The 24368-nt window shown below is 69.7% G+C and carries 20 protein-coding genes; 16 read left to right on the forward strand and 4 right to left on the reverse strand.

The features are described from left to right. Positions 1 to 76 precede the first annotated feature (76 nt). The 9 genes from ACNYC2_RS03420 (at position 77) to nrdF (ending at position 11478) form a co-directional block, all read left to right on the forward strand. The gene (locus ACNYC2_RS03420) at positions 77 to 1381 is read left to right on the forward strand and encodes an ABC transporter substrate-binding protein (RefSeq protein WP_419705694.1); all 1305 of its coding nucleotides are present in this window, start codon (positions 77 to 79) and stop codon (positions 1379 to 1381) included. Continuing rightward, on the forward strand, positions 1374 to 2354 hold the full coding sequence (locus tag ACNYC2_RS03425) for a carbohydrate ABC transporter permease (protein ID WP_419705695.1): 981 nt from the start codon (positions 1374 to 1376) through the stop codon (positions 2352 to 2354). Before ACNYC2_RS03420 ends, ACNYC2_RS03425 begins: the two co-directional genes overlap by 8 nt. 1 nt (position 2355) lies before the next feature. Then, on the forward strand, positions 2356 to 3252 hold the full coding sequence (locus ACNYC2_RS03430) for a carbohydrate ABC transporter permease (RefSeq protein WP_419705696.1): 897 nt from the start codon (positions 2356 to 2358) through the stop codon (positions 3250 to 3252). Positions 3253 to 3307: 55 nt separating this feature from the next. Then, on the forward strand, positions 3308 to 5575 hold the full coding sequence (yicI, locus tag ACNYC2_RS03435) for an alpha-xylosidase (RefSeq protein ID WP_419705697.1): 2268 nt from the start codon (positions 3308 to 3310) through the stop codon (positions 5573 to 5575). Beyond that, a complete protein-coding gene (locus ACNYC2_RS03440; protein ID WP_419705698.1) occupies positions 5572 to 7008 on the forward strand; it encodes a GH1 family beta-glucosidase in 1437 nt (478 codons plus the stop codon). The genes yicI and ACNYC2_RS03440 overlap by 4 nt, the downstream gene beginning before the upstream one ends. A gap of 564 nt (positions 7009 to 7572) precedes the next feature. Further along, the gene (nrdH, locus tag ACNYC2_RS03445; RefSeq protein WP_020017613.1) at positions 7573 to 7815 is read left to right on the forward strand and encodes a glutaredoxin-like protein NrdH; all 243 of its coding nucleotides are present in this window, start codon (positions 7573 to 7575) and stop codon (positions 7813 to 7815) included. Between the two features lie 53 nt (positions 7816 to 7868). Then, a complete protein-coding gene (gene nrdI / locus ACNYC2_RS03450; RefSeq protein WP_116676669.1) occupies positions 7869 to 8303 on the forward strand; it encodes a class Ib ribonucleoside-diphosphate reductase assembly flavoprotein NrdI in 435 nt (144 codons plus the stop codon). A gap of 38 nt (positions 8304 to 8341) precedes the next feature. Further along, complete coding sequence (gene nrdE, locus ACNYC2_RS03455) at positions 8342 to 10447, forward strand: class 1b ribonucleoside-diphosphate reductase subunit alpha (RefSeq protein ID WP_419707766.1); 2106 nt, start codon at positions 8342 to 8344, stop codon at positions 10445 to 10447. A gap of 50 nt (positions 10448 to 10497) precedes the next feature. Then, complete coding sequence (gene nrdF / locus ACNYC2_RS03460; protein ID WP_357510839.1) at positions 10498 to 11478, forward strand: class 1b ribonucleoside-diphosphate reductase subunit beta; 981 nt, start codon at positions 10498 to 10500, stop codon at positions 11476 to 11478. A gap of 136 nt (positions 11479 to 11614) precedes the next feature. Here the strand turns inward: nrdF and ACNYC2_RS03465 are convergent, their stop codons facing one another. Continuing rightward, positions 11615 to 12142: a phosphoribosyltransferase gene (locus ACNYC2_RS03465; RefSeq protein WP_419705699.1), complete on the reverse strand. Its 528-nt coding sequence runs from the start codon at positions 12140 to 12142 to the stop codon at positions 11615 to 11617. Between the two features lie 128 nt (positions 12143 to 12270). Next, positions 12271 to 13251: an FKBP-type peptidyl-prolyl cis-trans isomerase gene (locus ACNYC2_RS03470; protein WP_419705700.1), complete on the reverse strand. Its 981-nt coding sequence runs from the start codon at positions 13249 to 13251 to the stop codon at positions 12271 to 12273. Between the two features lie 154 nt (positions 13252 to 13405). On the opposite strand from ACNYC2_RS03470, the gene ACNYC2_RS03475 reads away from it, so the two are divergent. The 3 genes from ACNYC2_RS03475 to ACNYC2_RS03485 are packed head-to-tail and all read left to right on the forward strand — an operon-like array spanning position 13406 to position 15373. After that, positions 13406 to 13705: a hypothetical protein gene (locus ACNYC2_RS03475; protein ID WP_357456456.1), complete on the forward strand. Its 300-nt coding sequence runs from the start codon at positions 13406 to 13408 to the stop codon at positions 13703 to 13705. A gap of 35 nt (positions 13706 to 13740) precedes the next feature. Beyond that, entirely contained in the window at positions 13741 to 14514 is a 774-nt protein-coding gene (locus ACNYC2_RS03480) for an alpha/beta hydrolase (RefSeq protein ID WP_419705701.1), read from the forward strand. 40 nt (positions 14515 to 14554) lie between these two features. Next, on the forward strand, positions 14555 to 15373 hold the full coding sequence (locus tag ACNYC2_RS03485; RefSeq protein ID WP_419705702.1) for an alpha/beta fold hydrolase: 819 nt from the start codon (positions 14555 to 14557) through the stop codon (positions 15371 to 15373). A gap of 90 nt (positions 15374 to 15463) precedes the next feature. Here the strand turns inward: ACNYC2_RS03485 and ACNYC2_RS03490 are convergent, their stop codons facing one another. Further along, complete coding sequence (locus ACNYC2_RS03490) at positions 15464 to 16993, reverse strand: DivIVA domain-containing protein (protein WP_419705703.1); 1530 nt, start codon at positions 16991 to 16993, stop codon at positions 15464 to 15466. Positions 16994 to 17353: 360 nt separating this feature from the next. Here ACNYC2_RS03490 and ACNYC2_RS03495 point away from each other — a divergent pair, with 360 nt between their 5' ends. From ACNYC2_RS03495 to ACNYC2_RS03510, 4 genes are all read left to right on the forward strand, one after another. Further along, entirely contained in the window at positions 17354 to 18802 is a 1449-nt protein-coding gene (locus ACNYC2_RS03495) for a hypothetical protein (protein WP_419705704.1), read from the forward strand. After that, a complete protein-coding gene (locus ACNYC2_RS03500) occupies positions 18799 to 19806 on the forward strand; it encodes a hypothetical protein (protein ID WP_419705705.1) in 1008 nt (335 codons plus the stop codon). Before ACNYC2_RS03495 ends, ACNYC2_RS03500 begins: the two co-directional genes overlap by 4 nt. Before the next feature lie 65 nt (positions 19807 to 19871). Next, positions 19872 to 20912 (forward strand): hypothetical protein, encoded by a 1041-nt coding sequence (locus tag ACNYC2_RS03505; protein WP_419705706.1) that lies wholly within the window; start codon positions 19872 to 19874, stop codon positions 20910 to 20912. A 90-nt stretch (positions 20913 to 21002) separates the two neighbouring features. Continuing rightward, complete coding sequence (locus ACNYC2_RS03510) at positions 21003 to 21965, forward strand: tetratricopeptide repeat protein (protein ID WP_419705707.1); 963 nt, start codon at positions 21003 to 21005, stop codon at positions 21963 to 21965. A 68-nt stretch (positions 21966 to 22033) separates the two neighbouring features. On the opposite strand, the gene glgB is transcribed toward ACNYC2_RS03510, so the two are convergent. After that, positions 22034 to 24352, reverse strand: a complete 2319-nt coding sequence (glgB, locus tag ACNYC2_RS03515; protein WP_419705708.1) for a 1,4-alpha-glucan branching protein GlgB — start codon at positions 24350 to 24352, stop codon at positions 22034 to 22036. Between the last annotated feature and the right edge of the window lie 16 nt (positions 24353 to 24368).

Consider the following 24368-nt stretch of genomic DNA (forward strand, 5'->3'; position numbering starts at 1 on the left):
AGGTACCACGTGGTACCTCGGCGCCGAGCTCTCGTCGCCCACTGCCCCAGCGGCTGAGCGAAACCAAGGAGATGCGATGAAGCACAAGCGGACCATGACCGCCGTAGCGGCCGCGATGGCCGGTGCGCTGGCCCTGACCGGCTGCACCGGACAGACCGGTGGCGGCGGCGACACCGACGACAGCACGCTGACGATCTGGCACTACGAGAACGAGGACTCGGCGATGGGCAAGGCCTGGGCCGAGGCCATCAAGATCTTCGAGGAGGAGAACCCCGACGTCACCGTCGACGTCGAGAAGCAGACGTTCGAGCAGATCCAGAAGAACGCCAAGATCGTGCTCACGGGCGACGACGTGCCCGACGTCATGGAGTTCAACAAGGGCAACGCGACGGCGGGCCAGCTCGCGGCGCAGGGCCTGCTGACACCGCTGACAGACGCCGCCACCGAACGCGGCTGGGACGAGAAGCTCACCGGGTCGCTGGCCACCACCGCGACGTACGACGAGCAGGGCCGCATGGGCTCCGGCGAGTGGTACGGGGTGCCGAACTACGGCGAGTTCGTCGGCGTCTACTACAACAAGGACATGTTCGCCGAGCACGGGCTGGAGGTGCCGACGAACCTCGACGAGTTCGAGGACGTCCTGGCCGCCTTCAAGGAGGAGGGCATCACGCCGCTCGCCGAGGCCGGCGCCGAGTACCCGCTCGGCCAGCTCTGGTACGAGCTCGTCCTCGCCTACGGCGACCGCGCCCTGGTCGACGACTACCAGCTCTTCGCGAACGACGTCGACTTCCACAACGAGGCGATGACCCAGGCCACCGAGAAGCTCGACGAGTGGATCGAGAAGGGCTACATCGCCTCCGACTCGGCAGCGCTCACCGCCGAGGACATGGGCGTCTCGTTCATCGACGGCACCTACCCGCTCATGGTCAGCGGCTCCTGGTGGTTCGGCCGCCTCGCGACCGAGGTCGAGGCCGACTGGGGCCAGTTCAACTTCCCCGGCAACACGCTGCACACGGGTTCGTCGGGCAACCTCTGGGTGGTCCCGGCCAACGCCGACTCCCCGAGCCTCGCCGAGGAGTTCATCGACATCACGCTCCGCCCGGAGGTGCAGAACGTCCTCGCGGCCGAGGGCGGCCTGCCCGTGGCGGGCGACGCCTCGGTCATCGAGGACGAGCGCACGCGTGAGCTGACCGAGAACTTCCAGGCGATCCTCGACGCGGACGGCCTGGCGTTCTACCCCGACTGGCCGGTGGCCGGCTACTACGACGTGATCGTCAGCGAGCTGCAGTCGCTGGTCAACCGGTCCAAGACGCCGGACGAGGTGCTGGACGGGCTCCAGAGCTCGTACGACGAGGGCAAGGCCGACCTGCTCGATGGCTGACAGCACCCTTACCGAACGGCGCTCGCGGTCGGTCGGGCGCCCACGAGCCCCGCGCGAGACGCGCCGCCGTCGTCGGCCGGAGTGGTTGGCGTACCTGCCGTACCTCCTGCCCGGCGCGATCGCCTTCGCCGTGGTGATCGGGTACCCGCTCGTGACGAACGTGTACTTCAGCCTGTTCAAGTGGCGCGGTGGCATGGCGCCGCTGCGCTGGAACGGGCTCGGCAACTACGTGGACCTGATGGGCGACGACAAGTTCTGGACGTCGTTCGGCAACTCGCTGGCGATGATCGTCGCGATGGTCCTGGTGCCCACGCTGCTGGGGCTGGTGCTCGCGGCGGTGCTGTTCGACTACCTCGGACGGCGGTTCGGCGCGCAGGTCTCCTCGGTGCTGCGGGCCACCTACTACCTGCCGCAGATCCTGCCGGTCGCGGTGGCGGGTGTGCTCTGGAACTGGATCCTGAACTCCCAGACCGGTGCGCTGAACGAGATCCTGCGTGGGATGGGCATCGCCTCGCCGCCCAACTGGCTCGGGGATCCCACGACGGCGCTGCCGTCGGTGATGCTCGTGCTGATCTGGGTCCAGATGGGCTACCCCGTGGTCATCTTCATGGCCGCGCTGCAGCGGGTGGACCCGGAGCTCTACGAGGCGGCAGAGCTCGACGGCGCCGGCTGGTGGGACCGGTTCCGGGCCATCACCGTGCCCCAGATCCGGCCCGAGACCTTCGTGGTGACGCTGACCTGCACCGTCGCGGCGCTCAAGGTGTTCGGACCCATCTACGTGCTGACGCGCGGCGGGCCCGAGAGCTCGACCCTCGTGCCCAGCTACTACTCGTACCTGAGCTTCTTCGACAAGTCCCAGGTCGGCTACGGCTCGGCGATCGCCACGGTGCTGACCCTCGTGATCGTCGTCGTCGCCGTGATCATCCTCGGCCTGCAGAACCGGGCCGAACGACGTGAGAGGGAGGGGATCTGACATGGCTGTCGCCACGGACGTGCGACCGCCCACGCGGCCCGCGCAGGTGCGCACCACCGCCGTCGACTCCCGGTACCGCCGTGGCGCGGGCCGCTGGCTCGTGCTGGCCGCCGCGGTGCTCGTGGGCCTCGCGGTCCTCGCGCCGTTCGGGATCATGCTGCTGAACGCCTTCAAGTCGCCGCAGGACTACGCGGCGAACGGGCCGCTGTCGTGGCCTTCCTCGCTCTACCTCGACGGGGTCGTGGCGTTCTGGGAGCGCACCGAGTTCCCGGTGAAGCTCTGGAACTCGGTGTTCATCGCAGGCATAGTCGCCGTGCTCGGGGCGCTGCTCTCGCTGCTCAACGCGTACGCGATCGGCATCGGCCGGGTGAAGGGGCGGCTGTGGATCGTCGCGCTGTTCCTGCTGGCGAACATGCTGCCGCAGGAGGCGCTGATCTACCCGCTGTTCACCATGGCGCAGTCGGTGGGCCTGTCGAACTCGCAGTGGTCGGTGATCATCATCTTCACCGTCATCCAGTCGGCGTTCGGCACCTACCTGCTCTCCTCGGTGCTGGGTACCTTCCCGCCCGCTCTGCTGGAGGCCGCGGCGCTCGACGGCGCGAGCCGGTGGCGGATCCTCTGGCAGGTCGTGTTCCCGATCGTGCGCCCGACGCTCTCGGTCCTGATGATCTTCTTCTTCATCTGGACCTGGAACGAGTTCTTCATCCCGCTGGTCATGCTGACCAGCAACGACACCCAGACCATCCCCATCGCCCTGGCGTCGCTGCAGGGCGATCGCATGATGGACGCGCCGACGATCAACGCGGGCTCGCTCGTCTCCCTCGTGCCCGCCGTCGTGTTCTTCCTGATCTTCCAGCGCACCCTGACCCGGGGCGTGACCGCCGGGGCGGTCAAGTGACTGCGCTCCACACCACGAACCCCTACGCCCTACACAGACGAGTGAGGCCCCAGCCATGAGATTCACCGACGGCTACTGGCAGCTGCGCCCCGGCGTCGAGATGCTCCGTCCCCAGGACGTCGACTCGGTCGAGGTCGGCGACGAGACGATGACAGTGTACGCGCCCACCGTGCCGATCACCAAGCGCGGCGACACCCTGAACCGTCCGCTCGTGACGGTCACGTTCAACGCTCCCGCGGACGACGTCATCGGCGTGCGCATCGAGCACCACCAGGGCCGCCGCGACCCCGGCCCGCACTTCGGGGTCAACGCGGAGCCCGGCGCGGTCAAGGTGGTGGTGCCCGAGAGCGGCCCCGCCGAGCTCACGTCCGGCGGCCTCACGGCGCGCGTCGCCACCGACGGCCCGTGGCACGTGGACTTCATCGCCGACGGCGAGGTGCTCACCTCGTCGTCGGACCGGAGCATCGGGATCGCGAGCACGCCCGACGGCGACTTCGTGCACGAGCAGCTCGCGCTCGGCGTGGGGGAGCACGTCTACGGCCTGGGCGAGCGGTTCGGGGCGTTCGTGAAGAACGGCCAGAGCGTCGACATCTGGAACGAGGACGGCGGCACCGCGAGCGAGCAGGCCTACAAGAACGTGCCGTTCTACCTGACCGACCGCGGGTACGGCGTGTTCGTCGCCCACCCCGAGCGGGTCTCGTTCGAGGTCGGCTCCGAGGTCGTCAGCCGCACCCAGTTCTCGGTGGCTGGGCAGTCGCTCCAGTACTTCGTCATCCACGGGCCCACGCCCGCCGACATCCTGCGCCGGTACACGGCCCTGACGGGGCGGCCCGCGGTCGTTCCCGCCTGGTCGTACGGGCTGTGGCTGTCGACGTCCTTCACCACGAGCTACGACGAGGAGACCGTCAACAGCTTCATCGACGGCATGGCCGAGCGGGACATCCCGCTCTCGGTCTTCCACTTCGACTGCTTCTGGATGCGGCAGTTCCACTGGTGCGACTTCGTGTGGGACCCGGCGACCTTCCCGGACCCCGAGGGCATGCTGGCCCGGCTGCACGACAAGGGCCTGAAGGTCTGCGTGTGGATCAACCCGTACATCGCCCAGCGTTCGCACCTGTTCCGTGAGGGCCAGGAGAAGGGCTACCTGGTCACCACGCCCGAGGGCGACGTATGGCAGTGGGACAAGTGGCAGGCCGGCATGGGCCTCGTCGACTTCACCAACCCCGACGCCGCCGCGTGGTACCAGGACAAGCTGCGCGTGCTCCTGGGCCAGGGAGTCGACGCCTTCAAGACCGACTTCGGCGAGCGCATCCCCACTGACGTCGTCTGGCACGACGGGTCGGACCCGCAGCGCATGCACAACTACTACACCGCGCTGTTCAACAAGACGGTCTTCGACCTGCTCGAGGAGGAGCGCGGGCGCGGCGAGGCAGTGCTGTTCGCCCGGTCCGCGACCGCGGGCACGCAGGCCTTCCCGGTGCACTGGGGCGGCGACTGCGAGTCCACGTTCGTCTCGATGGCGGAGTCCCTGCGCGGCGGCCTGTCGCTGTCCCTGTCCGGGTTCGGCTACTGGAGCCACGACATCGGTGGCTTCGAGGGCACGCCCGACCCCGCGGTCTTCAAGCGGTGGGCCGCGTTCGGCCTGCTGTCCTCGCACTCGCGGCTGCACGGGTCCAGCTCCTACCGCGTGCCGTGGGCCTTCGACGACGAGGCGGTCGACGTCACCCGGAAGTTCACCAAGCTGAAGCTGCGGCTCATGCCGTACCTCGGGCGCCTCGGCCACGTGGCGGCCGAGGAAGGTCTGCCCGTCATGCGCCCCATGGTGCTCCAGTTCCCGGAGGACCGGACCGCCGCCGCCGTCGACACCCAGTACATGCTGGGGCCGTCGCTGCTGGTCGCGCCGGTCTTCCACGAGTCGCGCGCGGAGTACTACCTGCCGGAGGGTGAGTGGACCCGTCTGCCCGACGTCGGTGGGGCCGGGCTGGCGCCGACCGTCACCGGCCCGCGCTGGGTCACCGAGGAGCACGGCTTCGACAGCCTCCCGCTGTTCGTCCGGCCCGGCACGGTGCTGCCCGTCGGCGCTCGCGACGACCGGCCCGACTACGCCTGGGCCGAGGGCGTGACGTTACGCTGCACCCGTCTGCCCGAGGGGTTCGACGAAGAGGTAGTGGTCCCCGGTGGCACCGGCGCCCCCGCGACGTTCCGCGTGCGGTACGCGTCCGGCGTCGTGCAGGTGACCAGTGAGGACGCCCCCGGCGAGTGGGGCGTCGAGTACGAAGGACGGACAGCACGGGCCACCGGCCCGGGAGAGGTGGCACTGTGAGTGCACGGAGTTTTCCCCCGGAGTTTCTCTGGGGATCCGCGACGGCGTCGTACCAGATCGAGGGTGGTGCGACCGAGGGCGGGCGCGGCCCGTCCATCTGGGACACGTTCTCGCACACGCCCGGCAAGACGCTGAACGGCGACACGGGCGACGTCGCGGACGACCACTTCCACCGGTGGCAGGAGGACGTCGAGCACATCAAGAACCTGGGGCTCGGCGCCTACCGGTTCTCCATCGCGTGGCCGCGGGTGCAGCCGGGCGGTTCCGGCGAGTTCAACGCCGAGGGCATCCGGTTCTACTCGGACCTCGTGGACGGGCTGATCGCCGCCGGTGTGAAGCCGGTCGTCACGCTCTACCACTGGGACCTCCCGCAGGAGCTCGAGGACGCCGGCGGCTGGACCAACCGCGAGACGGCCTATGCCTTCGCGCGGTACGCCCGGAAGATGGCCGAGGAGCTCGGCGACCGCATCGACGTCTGGACCACGCTCAACGAGCCGTGGTGCACGGCATACCTGGGCTACGGCTCGGGCGTCCACGCGCCGGGCCGCACGGAGGACCTTGCCGCGCTGCGGGCCGTGCACCACCTCAACCTCGCGCACGGCCTCGCCGTCCAGCAGATCCGCGAGGTGCTCGGCGACTCCGCCAAGACGTCGATCACGCTGAACCTGCACGTCTTCCGGCCGGACGACCCGTCGTCCGAGGCCGACCAGGGCGCCGTCCGCAAGGTCGACGCGCTGGCCAACCGGGCGTTCCTGGCGCCGGTGCTGGAGGGCGTCTACCCGGCGGACCTGCTGGAGAACACCGCATCGGTCACCGACTGGTCGTTCGTCCTCGACGGCGACCTGGAGATCACCAAGCAGCCGCTCGACGTGCTGGGCGTCAACTACTACTCGACGGCGCGGGTGCGTCACTTCGCCGGCGAGGGCGAGCGCCAGCAGGCCGACGGGCACAAGGACTCCGCCGGCACGCCCTGGCCCGCGGCCGACGACGTCGAGTTCCTGCCGCAGCCCGGTCCCTACACCGCCATGGGCTGGAACATCGAGCCCGCGGGTCTCACCGACCTGCTGGTCTCGCTGCGCGACTCCTACCCGGACCAGCCGCTCATGGTCACGGAGAACGGCGCCGCGTTCGAGGACACGGTGGTGACCGAGGACGGCGTGGCACGCGTGCATGACGTCGACCGGGTCGCGTACCTGCACGACCACGTCGAGGCGCTCGGCCAGGCCCGCGACAAGGGCGTGGACGTGCGTGGCTACTTCGCCTGGTCGCTGCTGGACAACTTCGAGTGGGCCTACGGGTACGACCGTCGCTTCGGCATCATCCGGGTCGACTACGACACGCTGGAGCGCACCTGGAAGGACTCCGCGCACTGGTACCGCCGTCTGGCCACGACGAACACCCTCCCGGGCGTGGACGAGGTCTCCCCGGCCTGACCGGGTCTCCCGGGCAGACCGGGTGGCCTGACTTCGGTCGGTTGCTGGCGGGTTCCCGTCACTTCGGTCGGTTGCCTCGAGATCGGTCGTTTGATTGACCGATCTCAAGGCAACCGACCGAAGTCATGGGCGGGCACGACGACGCCGGCTGCACGACCTCTGAGCGGTCCGCTGTGACCCGGCTCACCGTCCCGGTCGGCGCTCGCGGGACACGCCGAACGGTCGCGACACGCCGCGAACTGAGATCACTTTTTCGGGGCTCCGAGACCCTCCGCAGGCGTGTGAGGTGCCGGTTCTCGGGGCCTGCTGAGCCGGGCCGGGAGCCGCGGCAGCAGGCCACGCGTGCGGCCTACCGAGCGGTGTCAGAGGCTCGTGGCAGCATGGTCCCTGAGCGTCGCGAGCGATTCCGGTGTAGTGCGCTACTCGGCCTCAACCACTACATGTCGTGGGCGAGCGAGTGTCAGACCCTAGGTGTAGTGTTTGGTTCAGCGGGAGACGCAGACCCGCTCATAAAGCACATCGGTGTAAGTTCACAGATGTCCTTCGAGGTCAGAGGAGGCGGACATGAGCGTCACTGTCTACAGCAAGCCGGCATGCGTCCAGTGCGACGCGACGTACCGGGCACTGGATCGCAAGGGTGTCGAGTACACGGTCGTCGACATCACTCAGGACGCCGAGGCGCTCGAGATGGTCCGCGGCCTCGGGTACCTCCAGGCGCCGGTCGTCGTCGCCGGCGACACCCACTGGTCGGGCTTCCGCCCCGACCAGATCAGCGCGGTCGCCGCGCTCCAGGCCGCTTCGGCCTGACCTGCACCACCGCAACACCTTGTACTACCGCAACGTCGGCAAGGAGGCGTGACGTGGGCTCACTCGTCTACTTCTCCAGCGTGTCAGAGAACACGCACCGGTTCGTCGAGAAGCTTGCTCTCGAAGAGCTGGGGATGTCGGTGCACCGGATCCCGCTGCGCCCCGCCGACGGATTCCTGCGCGTGGACGAGCCCTATGTCCTCCTGGCACCCACCTACGGTGGCGGCAACGAGGGCGGGGCCGTCCCGCGGCAGGTGAGGAAGTTCCTCAACGACGAACACAACCGGTCGCTCATTCGCGGCGTCATCGCTGCGGGGAACACCAACTTCGGGGCTGCGTACTGCATCACCGGGGACATCATCGCTGCGAAGTGTGATGTCCCGTATCTGTACGCCTTCGAGCTACTGGGAACTGCGCAGGACGTCGCGCGCGTCCGCAACGGATTGGGACGATTTTGGCAGCAACAACCACTGAGCCTCTCGGCTTGACCGAAGGCCTGAGCGAGATCCCCCTGGAGAGCATCCAGATGGACTATCACTCGCTCAACGCGATGCTGAACCTGTACGGGCCGGACGGGAAGATCCAGTTCGAGAAGGACCGCGAGGCGGCCCGCCAGTACTTCCTGCAGCACGTGAACCCGAACACCGTCGAGTTCGAGTCGCTCGAAGCCAAGCTCGAGCACCTCGTCGAGGCCAAGTACTACGACCCCACCGTGCTCGCGAAGTACTCCGGTGCGTTCGTCAAGGAGCTGTTCCAGCTCGCGTACTCGAAGAAGTTCCGCTTCGAGACGTTCCTGGGCGCCTTCAAGTACTACACCTCGTACACGCTCAAGACGTTCGACGGCAAGAAGTACCTGGAGCGCTTCGAGGACCGCGTCGCCATGGTCGCGCTCGGCCTGGCCGACGGCGTCGAGCAGACGGCGCGCGACATCGTCGAGGAGGTCGTCGCCGGGCGGTTCCAGCCCGCGACGCCGACCTTCCTCAACGTCGGCAAGGCGCAGCGCGGCGAGCCCGTGTCCTGCTTCCTGCTGCGCATCGAGGACAACATGGAGTCCATCGCGCGCAGCATCAACTCCGCGCTGCAGCTCTCCAAGCGCGGCGGCGGTGTCGCACTGCTCCTGAGCAACATCCGCGAGCACGGTGCGCCGATCAAGCACATCGAGAACCAGTCCTCGGGCGTCATCCCCGTGATGAAGCTCCTGGAGGACTCCTTCTCCTACGCGAACCAGCTCGGTGCGCGTCAGGGCGCCGGCGCCGTGTACCTGCACGCGCACCACCCCGACATCATGCGGTTCCTGGACACCAAGCGGGAGAACGCGGACGAGAAGATCCGCATCAAGACGCTCTCGCTCGGCGTGGTCATCCCGGACATCACGTTCGAGCTGGCCAAGAAGAACGCCGACATGCACCTGTTCAGCCCGTACGACGTCGAGCGCATCTACGGCGTGCCGTTCGCCGACATCTCCATCTCGGAGAAGTACGACGAGCTCGTGGCCGACGACCGCATCCGCAAGACGACGATCAGCGCACGCGACTTCTTCCAGACGCTCGCGGAGCTGCAGTTCGAGTCCGGCTACCCGTACATCATGTTCGAGGACACGGTGAACGCGGCGAACCCGATCAAGGGCCGCATCACGCACTCGAACCTGTGCTCCGAGATCCTCCAGGTGTCGACCCCGTCGACGTTCAACGAGGACCTCTCGTACAGCGAGGTCGGCCGGGACATCTCCTGCAACCTGGGCTCGCTGAACATCGCCAAGGCGATGGACTCGCCGGACTTCGGCCGCACGATCGACACCGCCATCCGCGCGCTGACCGCGGTGAGCGACCAGACGTCGATCGAGTCGGTCCCGTCGATCAAGCTGGCCAACCAGCAGGGGCACGCCATCGGCCTCGGCCAGATGAACCTGCACGGCTACCTCGCACGCGAGCGCATCCACTACGGCTCCGAAGAGGGCATCGACTTCACCAACATCTACTTCTACACCGTCGCGTACCACGCGATCAGGGCGTCCAACCGCCTGTCGATCGAGCGCGGCAAGAAGTTCGGTGGGTTCGAGGACTCGAAGTACGCCACAGGCGAGTACTTCGACAAGTACGTCGAGCAGGAGTGGAAGCCGGCCACGGAGCGCGTCGCGCGCCTGTTCTCCGACGCCGGGGTCTCGATCCCGACGCAGGACGACTGGCGTGAGCTGCGTGCCTCGGTCATCGAGCACGGCATCTACAACCAGAACCTCCAGGCTGTGCCGCCGACGGGTTCGATCAGCTACATCAACAACTCGACGTCGTCGATCCACCCGGTCCCGGCCAAGATCGAGATCCGCAAGGAAGGCAAGCTCGGCCGCGTCTACTACCCGGCGCCGTACATGACGAACGACAACCTGGACTACTACCAGGACGCGTACGAGATCGGCTACGAGAAGATCATCGACACGTACGCCGCGGCGACGCAGCACGTGGACCAGGGCCTGAGCCTCACGCTGTTCTTCCCGGACACCGCCACCACACGCGACGTCAACAAGGCGCAGATCTACGCGTGGCGCAAGGGCATCAAGACCCTGTACTACATCCGCCTGCGTCAGCTGGCACTGGAGGGCACCGAGATCGAGGGCTGCGTCTCCTGCATGCTCTGACCGGTCCCGCCGCCAGCCTCGCCCGTACCGCCGCCCCTGAAGGAACTCCCATGTCGCCAACCGGCAAGCTCAAGCTCATCGATCGCGTGACAGCGATCAACTGGAACCGCCTCGAGGACGAGAAGGACGCCGAGGTCTGGGACCGTCTTGTCGGCAACTTCTGGCTGCCGGAGAAGGTCCCGGTATCCAACGACATCCAGTCGTGGAACACCCTCTCGGAGCACGAGAAGACCATGACCTCGCGGGTGTTCACCGGGCTGACCCTCCTGGACACCATCCAGGGCACGGTGGGCGCGGTGTCGCTGATCCCGGACGCGATCACTCCGCACGAGGAGGCGGTGTACACCAACATCGCCTTCATGGAGAGCGTGCACGCGAAGAGCTACTCGTCGATCTTCTCGACCCTGCTGTCGACGCCGGAGATCGACGCGGCGTTCGAGTGGTCCGAGAACAACGCGAACCTGCAGAAGAAGGCAGAGATCGTCCTCGACTACTACCGCGGCGACGACCCGCTGAAGCGGAAGGTCGCCTCGACGATGCTCGAGTCGTTCCTGTTCTACTCCGGCTTCTACGCGCCGATGTACTGGTCCTCGCGGGCGAAGCTCACGAACACGGCCGACCTGATCCGCCTCATCATCCGTGACGAGGCGGTCCACGGGTACTACATCGGCTACAAGTACCAGAAGGGCCTCGCGAAGCTGACCCAGGCCGAGCAGGCAGACCTCAAGGACTACACGTTCGGCCTGCTCTTCGAGCTGTACGAGAACGAGGAGGAGTACACCGACTCGCTCTACGGCGAGCTGGGGCTGACCGACGACGTCAAGAAGTTCCTGCGGTACAACGGCAACAAGGCCCTGATGAACCTGGGCTACGAGGCGTTGTTCCCCAAGGAGGACACCGACGTCAACCCGGCCATCCTCGCGGCGCTCTCGCCGAACGCGGACGAGAACCACGACTTCTTCTCTGGGTCGGGCTCGTCGTACGTGATCGGCAAGGCAGTGGAGACCGAGGACGACGACTGGGACTTCTGACCTCGTGTCGGGAGCTCGTCGCCCGTAGCGGCTGAAAGAGGCCCGGAACCGCAGATCTCTGCGGTTCCGGGCCTCTTGTGTGTCAGCGCGGAGCTGCGCTCAGCGTGCGGTTCGTGCGTGGGCGGCGCTCAGCGGTTCACGCGTCGATCGACCTCGCGCCGGTCACCGGCGGCTCGGCGGACCACGGGAAGGTGATCCACAGATCGGTGTCCTTCCACGAGTAGTCGGGCTGGATGATCGTGCGCGGCTTGGTGAACAGCACGGCCGAGCGTGCCTCGGCGCCCTGCTTCGCCAGGAGGTCCATGACGAGGGCCAGGGTGCGGCCGGAGTCGGCGACGTCGTCCACCACCAGGACCTTGGCGCCCGGGAGCTCGGACGTGTCCATGAGGGGCGGCAGCACGCGGGGGTCGTCCAGCGTCTGGCCGATGTCGGTGTAGAACTCGACGTTCAGCGTGCCGACACCCTTGGTGCCGAGCGCGTACGCCATCGCACCGCCGGGTACCAGGCCGCCGCGCGCGACGGCGACCACCACGTCGGGCACGAACCCGCTGTCGACGACCTTGTGGGCGAGGTCTCGCACCGCGTCGGGGAAGGTCTCCCAGGTGAGCACCTCGCGCTCCGGCATGGGAGCGGGCTCAGCGGCGGGAAGGTCTGTCGAGGTCATGGGAAGACCCTACGAGATGTGGCGGGCACCCGGTTCGGGTACCCGCCACGTCCAGGCCGTGACCAGCGGCGATGCGCACGTGGAGTGCGCGAGGTCTCAGACCGTCCCCGAGCGGACGGGCCGAGAGGTCAGGCCTTCTTGGCCTCGAGGATGTCGACCACGAACACGAGCGTCGAGTTCGCGGGGATGGCGCCGTTCTCCTGGTCGCCGTAGCCCTGGTCCGCCGGGACGACGAGCAGCACCTGGCTGCCGACCTTCTGGCCGGCGATGCCGTTGGTCCAGCCCGGGATCACGCCGTTCAGCGGGAACGACGTCGGGGTGCCGCGGCTCCACGAGGAGTCGAACGACGTGCCGTCGAGCAGGCAGCCCGCGTACTGCACGGTGACCGTCTGGTCCTTGGTGACCTCGGCGCCGTCACCCTCGACGAGAGGCTGGACCACGAGCTCCGTGGGTGCCTCGAAGTTCTTCGGGATGGTGACGGTCGGCTGGCCGTTGTCGGCGAGCGCGACGGTGGGCAGGCCCTCCTTCGGGGCGACCTCGGTGCCCTCGGCGCGCGTCGGGATCTCCTTGACCTCGGCGACCTCGACCATCGTGACCTGGATGGTCTGGTCCATCGCGGTGCTCGCCATGACGAGGCGCGTGCCGACCTTCTGGCCGATCAGGCGGTCGTTGAGCAGGTCGTACTGCGGGTCGCCGAGCGTGAACGACTCAGGCTTCTTGGTCTCCCACGTCGAGCCGCTGGTCTTGCCGTCCTTGCCCGCGATCACCACGTAGTTGATGGTCACCTGGGCGCCCTCGACGAGCTCCTCGCCGGTGCCCTCGTCGACGACACGGGACGTCGGGCCGGTAACCTTCAGCGGCGCCTTGAACGTGACCTTCGGCTCCTTGCCGACCGGGCCGTCGACCTTGATCGTGTCGACGGCCTTGACGTCGGCCTCGGACGGGCTGGGGGCGGGCGACGGCTCGGGCGCGGCCGTCACCTCGCAGACGTTTCCGTTGGAGGCGGCAGCGTTGCCGCCGTCCCCGGAGCCGTCTTGGCCTGCGCAGCCGGTGAGCGCGATAGTTGCCAGCGCGACGGCTGCCAGGCCGGCAGTTGTGCGGTGCTTCACAAGTAGTCCTTCGGTCGGGTTTGCGCCTTGCTGGGGACCGCCACACTCTAGCGGGCGGAGTTGGGTGGGGCTCCCAGGCAGTGTGATGCGCGATGCGAGCAGTTCTTGGGCGGGGTTCGAGCGATCCGCTCCGCCCTGCGGAAGAATAGTTGCCATGCCGTCGAACCGCCGCTCCAGCAAGCGTCCGTATGCCGCGGACCACGTCCCCCTCGATGTCGATCGGGCCACGGGTGGCCGTCGCAGCGAGTCGGCGGCGGACGGTGAGTGGGTGGTGCAGCGGATCCGTTCGTCCGACAAGACGTACGTCTGCCCCGCCTGCCGTCAGGAGGTGACGCCCGGGACCGCGCACGTCGTCGCGTGGAAGACGGACGTCCTCGGCGGTCCCGAGGCAGGTCTGGACGGTCGCCGGCACTGGCATAACAGCTGCTGGCAGCGCCGCGCGAACCTGCGGTGAGCCCGCGGGCGGCCAGCGGGGCGACAATGGGATCGATGACCACCGAAGCGACGCCGGACGAGGCTTCCGGCCAGACGACCCACCAGATCCGCTCGCTCACCGTCCTGCCCGCGCAGCGGGAGGACGTCGAGCTGCACACCGCCGACGGCCTGACGCTCGTGGGCGAGCTGGCGCTGCCCGTGGACAGCGAACCGGCGGCCAGCCTGCTGACGCTCCACCCGCTGCCCACGCACGGGGGCTTCATGGACTCCCACGTGTACCGCAAGGCCGCGTGGCGCCTGCCCGCGCTGGCGGACCTCGCCGTCCTGCGGTTCAACACGCGCGGCACCTCGTCCCCGCGCGGCACGAGCGAGGGTGCGTTCGACGGCGGCGACGCCGAGCGGTACGACGTCGCCGCGGCGATCGAGCTGGCCGAGTTCCGGGGGCTGCCGCGGCCGTGGCTGGTCGGCTGGTCCTTCGGCACCGAGCTGGTGCTCAAGCACGGCACCGACCCGAGCATCGAGGGCGCGATCCTCCTGTCGCCGCCGCTGCACCGCGCGACCGACGAGGACCTGGACCGCTGGGCCGCGTTCGGGAAGCCCCTCGTCGTCCTCGTACCGGAGCTCGACGACTACCTCCGGCCGGAGGAGGCTCGCCGCCGCTTCGCGCGCGTGCCGCAGGCCGAGGTGATCGGCGTCGACGGAGCCAAGCACCTGTGGGTGGGGGAGCCGGCGGTCGCCCGCGCGCTGAACGAGATAGTGGCCCACGTGCTGCCCGACCATCCGCTACCGCTGCCGACGCACTGGGACGGACCCGTAGGAGCTGCTTGAGCGGCCTCACCACGACAGCACCCACCACAGGAGGACGACGATGACCTCACAGACCCTGGCCACCTTCACGCTGCACGACGGCGGCGGAGTGCCGCTCGTGCTGCTGCACGGCTTTCCGCTCGACCACCGCATGTGGGCGGCCTGCGCGGCGTTCCTACCTCCGGGCACCCGCGCCATCGGCGTCGACCTGCCGGGCGCGGGGCACAGCGACCTCGACGGCTTCCAGCCGAGCATCGACCACACGGCCGACTGGGTCCACCGGACCATGACCGAGGCCGGTGAGGGAAACGCGGTGGTCGTCGGGCACTCGATGGGCGGTTACGTGGCGCTCGCCCTGGCCGAGCGGCACCCGGGGTTCGTCGCGGGCCTCGGGCTGGTGAGCACCAAGTCGACGGCGGACACCGAGGAGGCGCGTGCCAAGCGCCTGCGGATCGCCGCCGCGGTGGAGGCCAGCCAGACGGTGGACGCCGTCCTCAGCATGCCCGCCGCCCTGGTGGGTGCGACGACCACCGAACGCCGGCGACACCTCTTCCCGGTGCTGGACTCGTGGATCCGCGCGCAGTCGCCCGCAGGTGTCGCCTGGGCACAGCGCGCGATGGCGGCCCGCCCGGACCGGACGGCGGTGCTCGAGCGCTTCGACGCGCCGGTCTCCGTGGTGGTGGGGGCGGAGGACAGCATCACGCCGCTCGCCGAGGCGGAGCACATGGTCAAGGCGGCTGGTACGTCCGCCCGGCTCTCCGCCGGTGACGGGTCGCTCACCCTCGTGCCCGGCGTCGGCCACATGAGCGTCGTGGAGGACCCGCAGGCCGTCGCCGCGGCCCTGGCCTTGCTGCACACCCACGTGGTGGCGCACCGCTGACCAGCACGCCGAGCTCCTCCGCGAAGTAGAGCGCCTGTCCGGGTCTCCCTGGACAGGCGCTCTACTTCGCGGAACTAGGTCAGCAGGCGGTTACTTCGAGGCGCCGGCCTTCTCGGCGACCGGCTCCTCGGCGTCCTCGCTCTCGGCGGGCTGGCCGGCCTTCGTGCTGGCCTTGGTGCCCTTGACCGACGGGATGACCACCGTCGCCGTGCCGACGGGCACGGGCGTGGGGTTGCTCGGCGGGATCGACGCGGGCATCGAGCCCGTGTCGGTGGACTCGGGAACCTCGGGCTCTGCCTCGGTGCCGTCGCCGACGACGGCGAAGCGGGCCTGCTGCGCCGGGGTCGCCCCGGACATGCCCTTCGGCTTCGACGGCAGGGCGGGCTTGGCCGGAGCGGCCTCGGTCGGCGTACCGAGCATGCCCCGCAACTCGTCCAGGTACGAGTTGATCGAGTCGTGCTGACGCGTCAGATCCTCGAGCTGGTGCTGTGCGGCCGACCGGCTCGACTCCGCCTCGGCGCGAGCGTCGTCGATCGTCTGCTCGGCGAACTCCCTGGCCTCGGCCACGATACGGTCCGCGGACTTGCGGGCGTCCGCCACGAGGTCCTTGACGTAGACGTCGGACTCCGAGCGGATCTTCTCCGACTGCTCGAGAGCCACGGCCACGCGCTTCTCGGCCTCCGCTGCGTGCTCCTCGGCAGTGCTGACCAGCTTGGCCATCTCGGACTTCGCCGTCTCGTGGCGCTCTGCGAGCTCCTTCTCGACGCTCTCCTTGCGGGTGGCGATGTCGAGCTCGGCCTGGGCGAGGGCCGCACGGGCCTGCTCGCGCAGCTCCTCCATCTCGGTGGTGACGGCGTTGGCCGCCTCGGCCGCCTGGCGGCGTGCCTCCGAGAGGATCTGCTCGGACTCGGCCCGGGCGTTGGACAGCATCGCGGAGGAGTCGCGCTCGGCGGACTCGCGCTGCTCGCTCGTCTGGGCGGCGACCTCGGAGCGGAGCTTGGCGGCGTCCGCCTCGGTCTTGACGCGCAGCTCGGTGGTCTCGCGCTCGACGGTCGAACGCAGGGTGCCGAGCTCGCGCTCGAGGCTGGCCCGGCGCTCGCTCTCCTCGGCGTTGATGGCGCTGGCGATCTGCGCGGACTCGCGCTCGGCGGAACCCACGAGCTCCTCGGCGCGGCGCTGTGCGGCCAGCAGGTGGCCCTCGGCCTCGGCCGCCATCGTGGTGCGGATCTCCTCGGCCTCGCGGCGGGCGCTGGCGAGCATCTCGGCGACCTCGGACTCGGCGCGCGAGCGCACCTGGCCCGCGGACAGCTTCGCCCGCGCCATGATGTCTGCGGCCTGCTGGTTGGCCTGGTTGATGATGTCGGTCGACTGGTCCTCGGCCGAACGCAGCAGCAGCTCGATGCGGGAGCCGAGGCCGGCGTACGAGGGCTTCTCGGTCTCGCGCAGATTGCGCTTGGCGTCGGTGAGGTCCTGCGTGAGCTGCATGGCGCGGCTGTCAGAGGCCTCGACCTGGCGCCGTGCCTCTTCGAGGGCGTGATTCAACCGGTCCAGGTGCGCATGCACCTGGTCGCGGTCGTATCCGCGCATTGCAGTCGGAAAGAGCGAGCGCTCGTCGGACACGGTGCAGACCTCCAGTGTCGGAACTTGGTGAGGCGCGGGTCAGGCTCCCCCCTGGGACGCCGCTTATACCGGCCGTCCGGCGCCCAGGATACGTGCCTTGTGCGGATGTGGATACTCCCGCTAGCGGATGCAATGTACGTATTGCATGGAATACTCTCGCTGGCCCGCGCGGCCTGGCCTGCGCGATCCAGCTCGCGCGACCCGGTGGCGGTTCAGGCGCGCCCAGTGAAGGAAGCGTGAGAATCCCGACCGAACCGCACAAGCACGCCCGTCATTGGACAGGGCTCGTTGTTCGGTCCCTATGCTGGAACATCCACCTGATCGACGGGCCGCGCGCCCAAAATTCGAAGGGAATCGGTGGTGCAACGCTTTCTGGCAATCCTCCTGATCCTTGCCGGACTCGGCGGGATCGGTTACGGGGTTGCGACGGCAACCGTCCTGCGCGAGTCCGACACGGTTGTCGCGACCGCGACCCCCAGCGGCGACGGAACCATGGTCGTGACCGAGCCCGGCGTACTTGGCCTGGTCGACGACCAGGTGACCGTGCGAGCCACTGTCCCGGAGGGGCAGAAGGTCACGCTCGCTCTCGGGTCCGACGTCGACGTGCTCGGCTGGGTGGGCCAGGACCCCTACGACTCGGTGACCGGCCTGTCCTCCTGGGAGACGCTGAGCGTCGTCCCGGGTACCGGTGCCGCCCCCGAGGGGGAGGCGGCAGAGGGCGAAGAGGCAGAGGAGTCCGGCGAAAAGCCGGAGGCCGGCCCTGATCCCGCTGGGTCCGACATGTGGATCTCCGAGGTGAGTGGCGAGACCACCGCCCAGATGCGCTGGACGGAGCAGCCCGGCCGCACGGTCCTGCTGGCCGCAGGCGTCGGCGAGGGTGCGCAGGCGCCCACGCTGGAGTTCACGTGGCCCCGCCCCGTGAACACCCCGTTCCTGTGGCCGGGCGTGCTGGGCGGTGGCTTCCTCCTGATCCTCGGCGTCTTCCTGGCCATCGGCGCACGTCGGAAGAACCGCGGCTCCGGCAAGGGACGCTCGTCGTCGGCCGGCCGTACGCGGAAGACGGACTCCGAGCTGTCGCGCCGGGACACGGTCTTCGAGGTGGACGGCGACCGGTCCAGCCCGGCCGCGCACGAGCCGGCCGCGGGCTTCCCGCCCGCGCTGGGCGACCCTGCCGACGGCGGTACGGCGGTCTACCCGCCGGCCGGCCAGGAGCCGCCGGGCCGCGACAGGCCCGAGCGCGGCAGGCCCGAGCGTGGCAGGCCCGGGCCCGAACCGGTGCGGCCCCCGGAGCGGGGTCTGCCCGAACCCGAACAGGACCACACCCGCACCTGGGGTGCGCCTGCCCCGTTCGGCGGAGCGGCTCCCATCACCCCGCCCCCGGTTCCCGAGCAGGCTCCCGAACCGGTCGCCGCCCCTGCGGCGTCCGTCCGCGGGATCCGGCGTCGCCGGGGCCAGGCGCCCGGAGCACCCGTGCCCACCGGACAGCCCTCGGCAGAGCGGACGCCGTTCGGCGGAGCCGCACCCGAATTTGGCGGAGCCGCACCCGAACAGGCACCGGCGTCGCCCCAGGCGCCGGCCGCCGCACGGGCCGAGCCGGCCGCTCCCGCGGCGTCGGGCAGGCCACTGACCCGACGCGAGATGCGCCTGCGCGAGCAGGCGCAGCTCAGGGCCGCGACAGGCGCCATGCCCACCGTGCCCGCGTCCGAACCTGAACCCGAACCCGAGCCCGAGCCGGAGACACCGAACAGCCGGGCTGCCGCGTGGCGCCAGACCTGGGGCGTCACCGGGAACGACGGAGGTAACTCATGAGACGCTCCACGACCCGCGTCACGGCCGTGGTAGCAACCGTGCTCGCCACGGGTCTGCTCACCGGCTGTGCCGAGGAGCTGCCGACCCCGACGCCGGAAGCGCCCGTCGCGCAGGCGGTCGTCACGGAGTCCCAGGAGCGCAAGATCCTGGACGACGTGGCGAGCGTCGTCGGCAAGGTGACCAAGTCCAGCGACGCGAAGTCTCTCGGTTCACGCCTGACCGGGCCCGCTCTCGACATCCGCGAGACGCAGCTCAAGGTCGCCGGCGCCCGCAAGGACACCGAGCCGCTGACCGACCTAAGCATGGAGATGCAGCAGGTCATCCTGCCGTCGGACCAGGAGTGGCCGCGCAGCAGCTTCGCCATCACGGTGCAGCCCAAGGACCTCACGACGCCCGTGCTCATGGCCTTCGACCAGGCCACGGCGCGCGACCAGTACAAGCTGTGGGCCTGGGTACGCCTGCTGCCCGGCGTGACCATGCCGCGGTTCGCCGAGGCCCAGCTGGGCAGCCCCGCCGTCCCGCCGGACGACAAGAGCCTCAAGGTGACACCTGCCGACGCGATCAAGCAGTACGCGTCGGTGCTCACCGTCGACAAGGACTCGAAGTACGCCGACACCTTCACCGACGACGACCTGCGCCAGTTCTTCCGGGACTACGGCAAGCTCCAGGTCGACGCGATCAACAAGGAGAAGTGCGGCGGCGACTTCAAGGTGGAGTACGAGCCCACGAAGGATCCGGTGAAGGCGGTCCGCACGGCAGACGGCGGCGCGCTCGTGATGGCGGCGATGATCAGCCAGGAGACGATCACCGCCAAGGAGGAGGGCTGCGAGATCGGCCCGCCGACCGAGACGACCCAGGCGCTCTGGGGCGACGCCGACGTGAGCAACGTGGTCGAGGTCAACTACCGGGACATCGTGGCGATGTACGTGCCGCCCAAGGACTCGGACGACCAGGTCAGCCTGGTCGGCTACGAGCACGTGCCGAGCTCGGTCTCGAACGGCTGACCAGGCCGGCGAGCCGATCAGCAGCCGCCGCTAGGGTGGCCTCCGTGAATCTACGGAGGCCACCCTTGCTGCTTTCCGAAGCTCTTTCCACGGCCCGTCGGCAGGCTGCCCGACGGCGGGGCGCCGCCCGCCTGGCCGTGGCCGGCGCCGTCGCGGCGCTGGTCGCCGGCTGCACGGCGGAGCCGCCCGCGCCCCAGGCCGACGCGCCTGTGGTCGCGGCAGTGGTCAGCGAGACCCAGGAGCTGAAGATCCTGGACCGGGTCTCGACCGTCGTCGCGGAGGCGGACCGGGCCGACGAGGCGAGGTCGCTGGCCGCGCGTCTGTCCGGGCCCGCGCTCGCCCTGCGCGAGGCCGAGCTGGAGCTCGCCGCGGCCCGCGGCGACGACAAGCTGCTGACCGACCTGTCGCTGGAGATGCAGCAGGTCGTGCTGCCGTCCGAGCAGGGCTGGCCGCGCAGCAGCTACGGCATCGGGGTCACGCCGAAGGGCAAGGGCACGCCGGTCCTCGCGGCCTTCGAGCAGGCCTCCGCCCGGGAGCAGTACAAGCTCTGGGGCTACGTCCAGCTCCTGCCGGACATCACGATGCCCCGCTTCGCGGAGGCTGCCCTGGGCAGCCCGAGCGTAGCGGTGGACGACACGACGCTCAAGGCGACGCCCGAGGCGGCCGTCGCGCAGTACGCGTCGGTGCTGACGCACGACGAGCGCTCGCGGTACGCCGATGGCTTCGCAGACGACTACGTCCGCCGGCTGATCCGGTCGTACGGCGAGCTCCAGGTCGACGCCATCGAGGAGAAGGACGGCAGGGGCACCTTCGAGATCGAGTACGAGCCAACGGACGACCCGGTCAAGGCGGTCCGTACGGTCGACGGCGGCGCACTGGTCCTCGGGGCGCTGACCAGCAGGGAGACGGTCCGGGCCGAGGAGAACTGGCAGCTCGGCCCGCCCACGCCGTCGGCCAGGGCGCTGTGGGGCTCCGCCGAGCGGACCAACGTGGTGCGGATCGCCTACCGGGACATCGTGGCCCTGTACGTACCGCCCAAGGACTCGGACGTCCAGATCAGTGCGGTCGGCCACCACCGAGTGCCCTACGACGTCTCGAACGACTGACCGCGGGGCCGGTCGGGGCGGCTGCTCGCCGATTCTCGCTGAGAGCGGAGTCGGCGGGTGAGCGCCGGCACGGTCATTAGGATTGCCCCCATGAGCAGTCCGTCCCCTCAGCCCGGGCCCGCCCGGAGCGCACAGCCCGAGTTCGCGGTGCGCGGCGCCGTCGACCTGTCCGCCCTCAACCGACCCCAGGCGCCGCCGCCCGGTGAACCCGGCGGCGCCCCCGAAGCCGGTGGCTTCGTCGTCGACGTCAGCGAGGCGAACTTCGAGCAGCTGGTTCGTGACTCGTCCACCTATCCGGTGGTGATGCTGATCTGGATCCCGACCGACCAGGCGAACGCCGAGCTCGGCGTCACGCTGGGCCGCCTCGCCGACGAGTACGGCGGACGGTTCCTGCTCGGGCGCGTCGACGCGCAGGCCTACCCGCAGGTCGCCGCCGCCTTCCAGGTGCAGGGCGTGCCCACGGTGGTCGCCGTGCTGCAGGGCCAGCCCTTGCCGCTGTTCCAGGGTGCCGCGGAGGAGCAGCAGATCCGCGGTGTGCTGGACCAGGTCCTGGCGGCCGCCGAGCAGAACGGCGTCAACGGCCGGGTCCCGGGCGCCGCACCCGTGGCGGACGCGGTAGAGGCCGAGCAGCTGCCGCCGCTCCCGCCGCTCCACCAGGAGGCGTACGACGCGATCGAGCGCGACGACCTGGATGCCGCCGTTGCCGCGTACGAGAAGGCCTTGCGGCAGGACCCCAAGGACTCGGACGCGACGGCCGGCCTCGCGCAGGTCCGCCTCATGCAGCGCACCCAGGACGCCGACCTCGCCGCGGCGCGCAAGGCCGCGGCGGACGCGCCGGCCGACGTCGACGCGGCGCTCGCCGTCGCCGACCTGGACATGCTGGGCGGCAAGGTGGACGACGCGTTCGCCCGCCTGCTCGACCTGCTGCCCGGCGCCGACGCCGACGACAAGGAGAAGCTCCGCGTGCGGCTGCTGGAGCTCTTCGAGCTCGCCGGCCCGGGCGACCCGCGGGTAAGCAAGGCCCGCAAGCGCCTGGCGATCAGCCTCTACTGACCTTGCCCAACCGTTGAGTGCGGGATCTTCGCCCTTCCTGAGCGGTTGGAAGGGCGAAGATCCCGCACTCAGCTACGGGGTTCGGGAATGAGGACCAGGGCGCCCAGCGGGGGGACCCGGACCACTGCCGACCACGCGCGGCCGTGGTGCGGCACGGGTTCGGCCTGCACGCGGCCCATGTTCCCCACGCCCGAGCCGCCGTAGACGGTCGCGTCGGTGTTCAGCGCCTCGCGCCACACGGAGGCCGCGGTCGGCTCGGCGGCGGTCGGGGTCTCGACGGGCTCGACCAGCGAGGGCTCGGCTCCAGCGGCGGTCTCGGCAGACTCGACCTGCGAGGTCTCCGTCAGCGGCAGCGTCGGCAGCGGCAGCCGGTAACCCTCGTGGGGCACGCCCGCGAAGTTCACGACCACCACCACCGGGTCGCCCGAGCGTGACCGCCGCACGTACGCCAGCACGTTGTGGTCGGCGTCGTCACCCTCGAGCCACTCGAACCCGGTGTGGTCGAAGTCCAGCTCCCACAGCGCCGGCGTCGCGCGGTAGAGCGCGTTCAGGTCCCGGACCAGGTGCTGCACGCCCGCGTGCCCGGCGTCGCCGAGCAGGTGCCACGGCAGCCCGTCCGACTCGGACCACTCGGTCTCCTGCGCGAACTCGCACCCCATGAACAGCAGCTGCTTGCCCGGATGCGTCCACTGGTACGCGAGGAAGGACCGCACGCCCGCGAGCTGCTGCCACCGGTCGCCCGGCATCTTCCCGAGCAGCGAGCCCTTGCCGTGCACGACCTCGTCGTGGCTGATCGGGAGCACGAACTGCTCGGTGAACGCGTACACCAGCGAGAACGTCAGCTCGCCGTGGTGGTAGCGCCGGTTGTACGGGTCCTCGGCCAGGTAGCGGAGGGTGTCGTTCATCCAGCCCATGTTCCACTTCAGGCCGAAGCCCAGCCCTCCGCTGGAGGTCGGGCCGGTGACCTGGGGGAACGCCGTCGACTCCTCGGCGATCATCATGACGCCGGGCGTGCGCCGGTAGGCCGTCGCGTTGGTCTCCTGCAGGAACGCGATGGCCTCCAGGTTCTCCCGCCCGCCGTGCACGTTGGGGGCCCACTCGCCCTCCTTGCGGGAGTAGTCGAGGTAGAGCATGGAGGCGACGGCGTCCACGCGCAGCGCGTCGACGTGGAACTCCTCGAACCAGTAGGTCGCGTTCGCCACCAGGAAGTTGCGCACCTCCCGCCGGCCGAAGTCGAAGATCAGCGTGCCCCAGTCCTGCTGCTCGCCACGCCGGGGGTCGGGGTGCTCGTACAGGGGCGAGCCGTCGAAGCGGGCGAGGGCGAACTCGTCGCGCGGGAAGTGCGCGGGGACCCAGTCGAGGATGATGCCGATCCCCGCCTGGTGGAGCCGGTCCACGAGGTGGCGGAAGTCGTCGGGCGAGCCGAACCGCGACGTCGGCGCGTAGTAGCTGGTGACCTGGTAGCCCCACGAGCCCCCGTACGGGTGCTCCGCGACGGGCAGCAGCTCCACGTGCGTGAACCCCTGCTCGACGACGTAGTCGGTGAGCTGCTCCGCGAGCTCGCGGTAGCCGAGGCCGGGCCGCCACGAGCCCAGGTGCACCTCGTACACACTCAGCGGCGCGGAATGCGGGTCGGTCGCCGTCCGCGCGGCAATCCACGCGTCGTCGTGCCACTCGTGGCTCGAGGCGGTCACGACGCTCGCCGTCGCGGGCGGCTGCTCCGTCGCCTTGGCGAGGGGGTCCGCCTTGGCGCGCCAGACGCCGTCGGCCCCCAGGATCTCGTACTTGTAGCGCAGGCCCGGGCCGACGTCGGGGACGAAGAGCTCCCAGACACCTGTGGAACCGAGCGACCGCATGGGGTGCGTGCCGCCCCAGCCGTTGTGGTCGCCCACGAGACGTACGCCGCGGGCGTTCGGCGCCCACACGGCGAAGGCGACGCCGGCGATGTCGCCCGTCGCGCTCGGGTACCGGTGCAGGTTGGCGCCGAGCACCTGCCAGAGCTGCTCGTGCCGGCCCTCGCCGATCAGGTGCAGGTCCACCTCGCCGAGGGTGGGCAGGAACCGGTACGGGTCGTCGGACGTCCAGGTGTCCGTGCCGGAACGGGTGCGGAGGCGGTAGTCGGGAGCATGTCTGGTCCCGTCCGCGCCCTCTGTCGTGGGCACGACGGCGGCCCATACCCCCGCGCCCTGGTGCGTCGCGACCACCTCCGTCTCACCGCCCGGGCCGGAGATGGTCACCACCACCTCGTCGGCAAGCGGCCGTAAGGCGCGTACCACCGCCAGGGGCCCATCGAGCAGATGGGGGCCGAGCACGGTGTGCGGATCGTGGTGGGTTCCGGACGCGATAGCGGTCAGGACCTCGAGGTCGACGTCGGGCAGGTCTGCCATGGGTTCACCCTTCCAT

The sequence above is a fragment of the Promicromonospora sp. NFX87 genome (assembly GCF_048564965.1).
Taxonomy (GTDB): Bacteria; Actinomycetota; Actinomycetes; order Actinomycetales; family Cellulomonadaceae; genus Promicromonospora.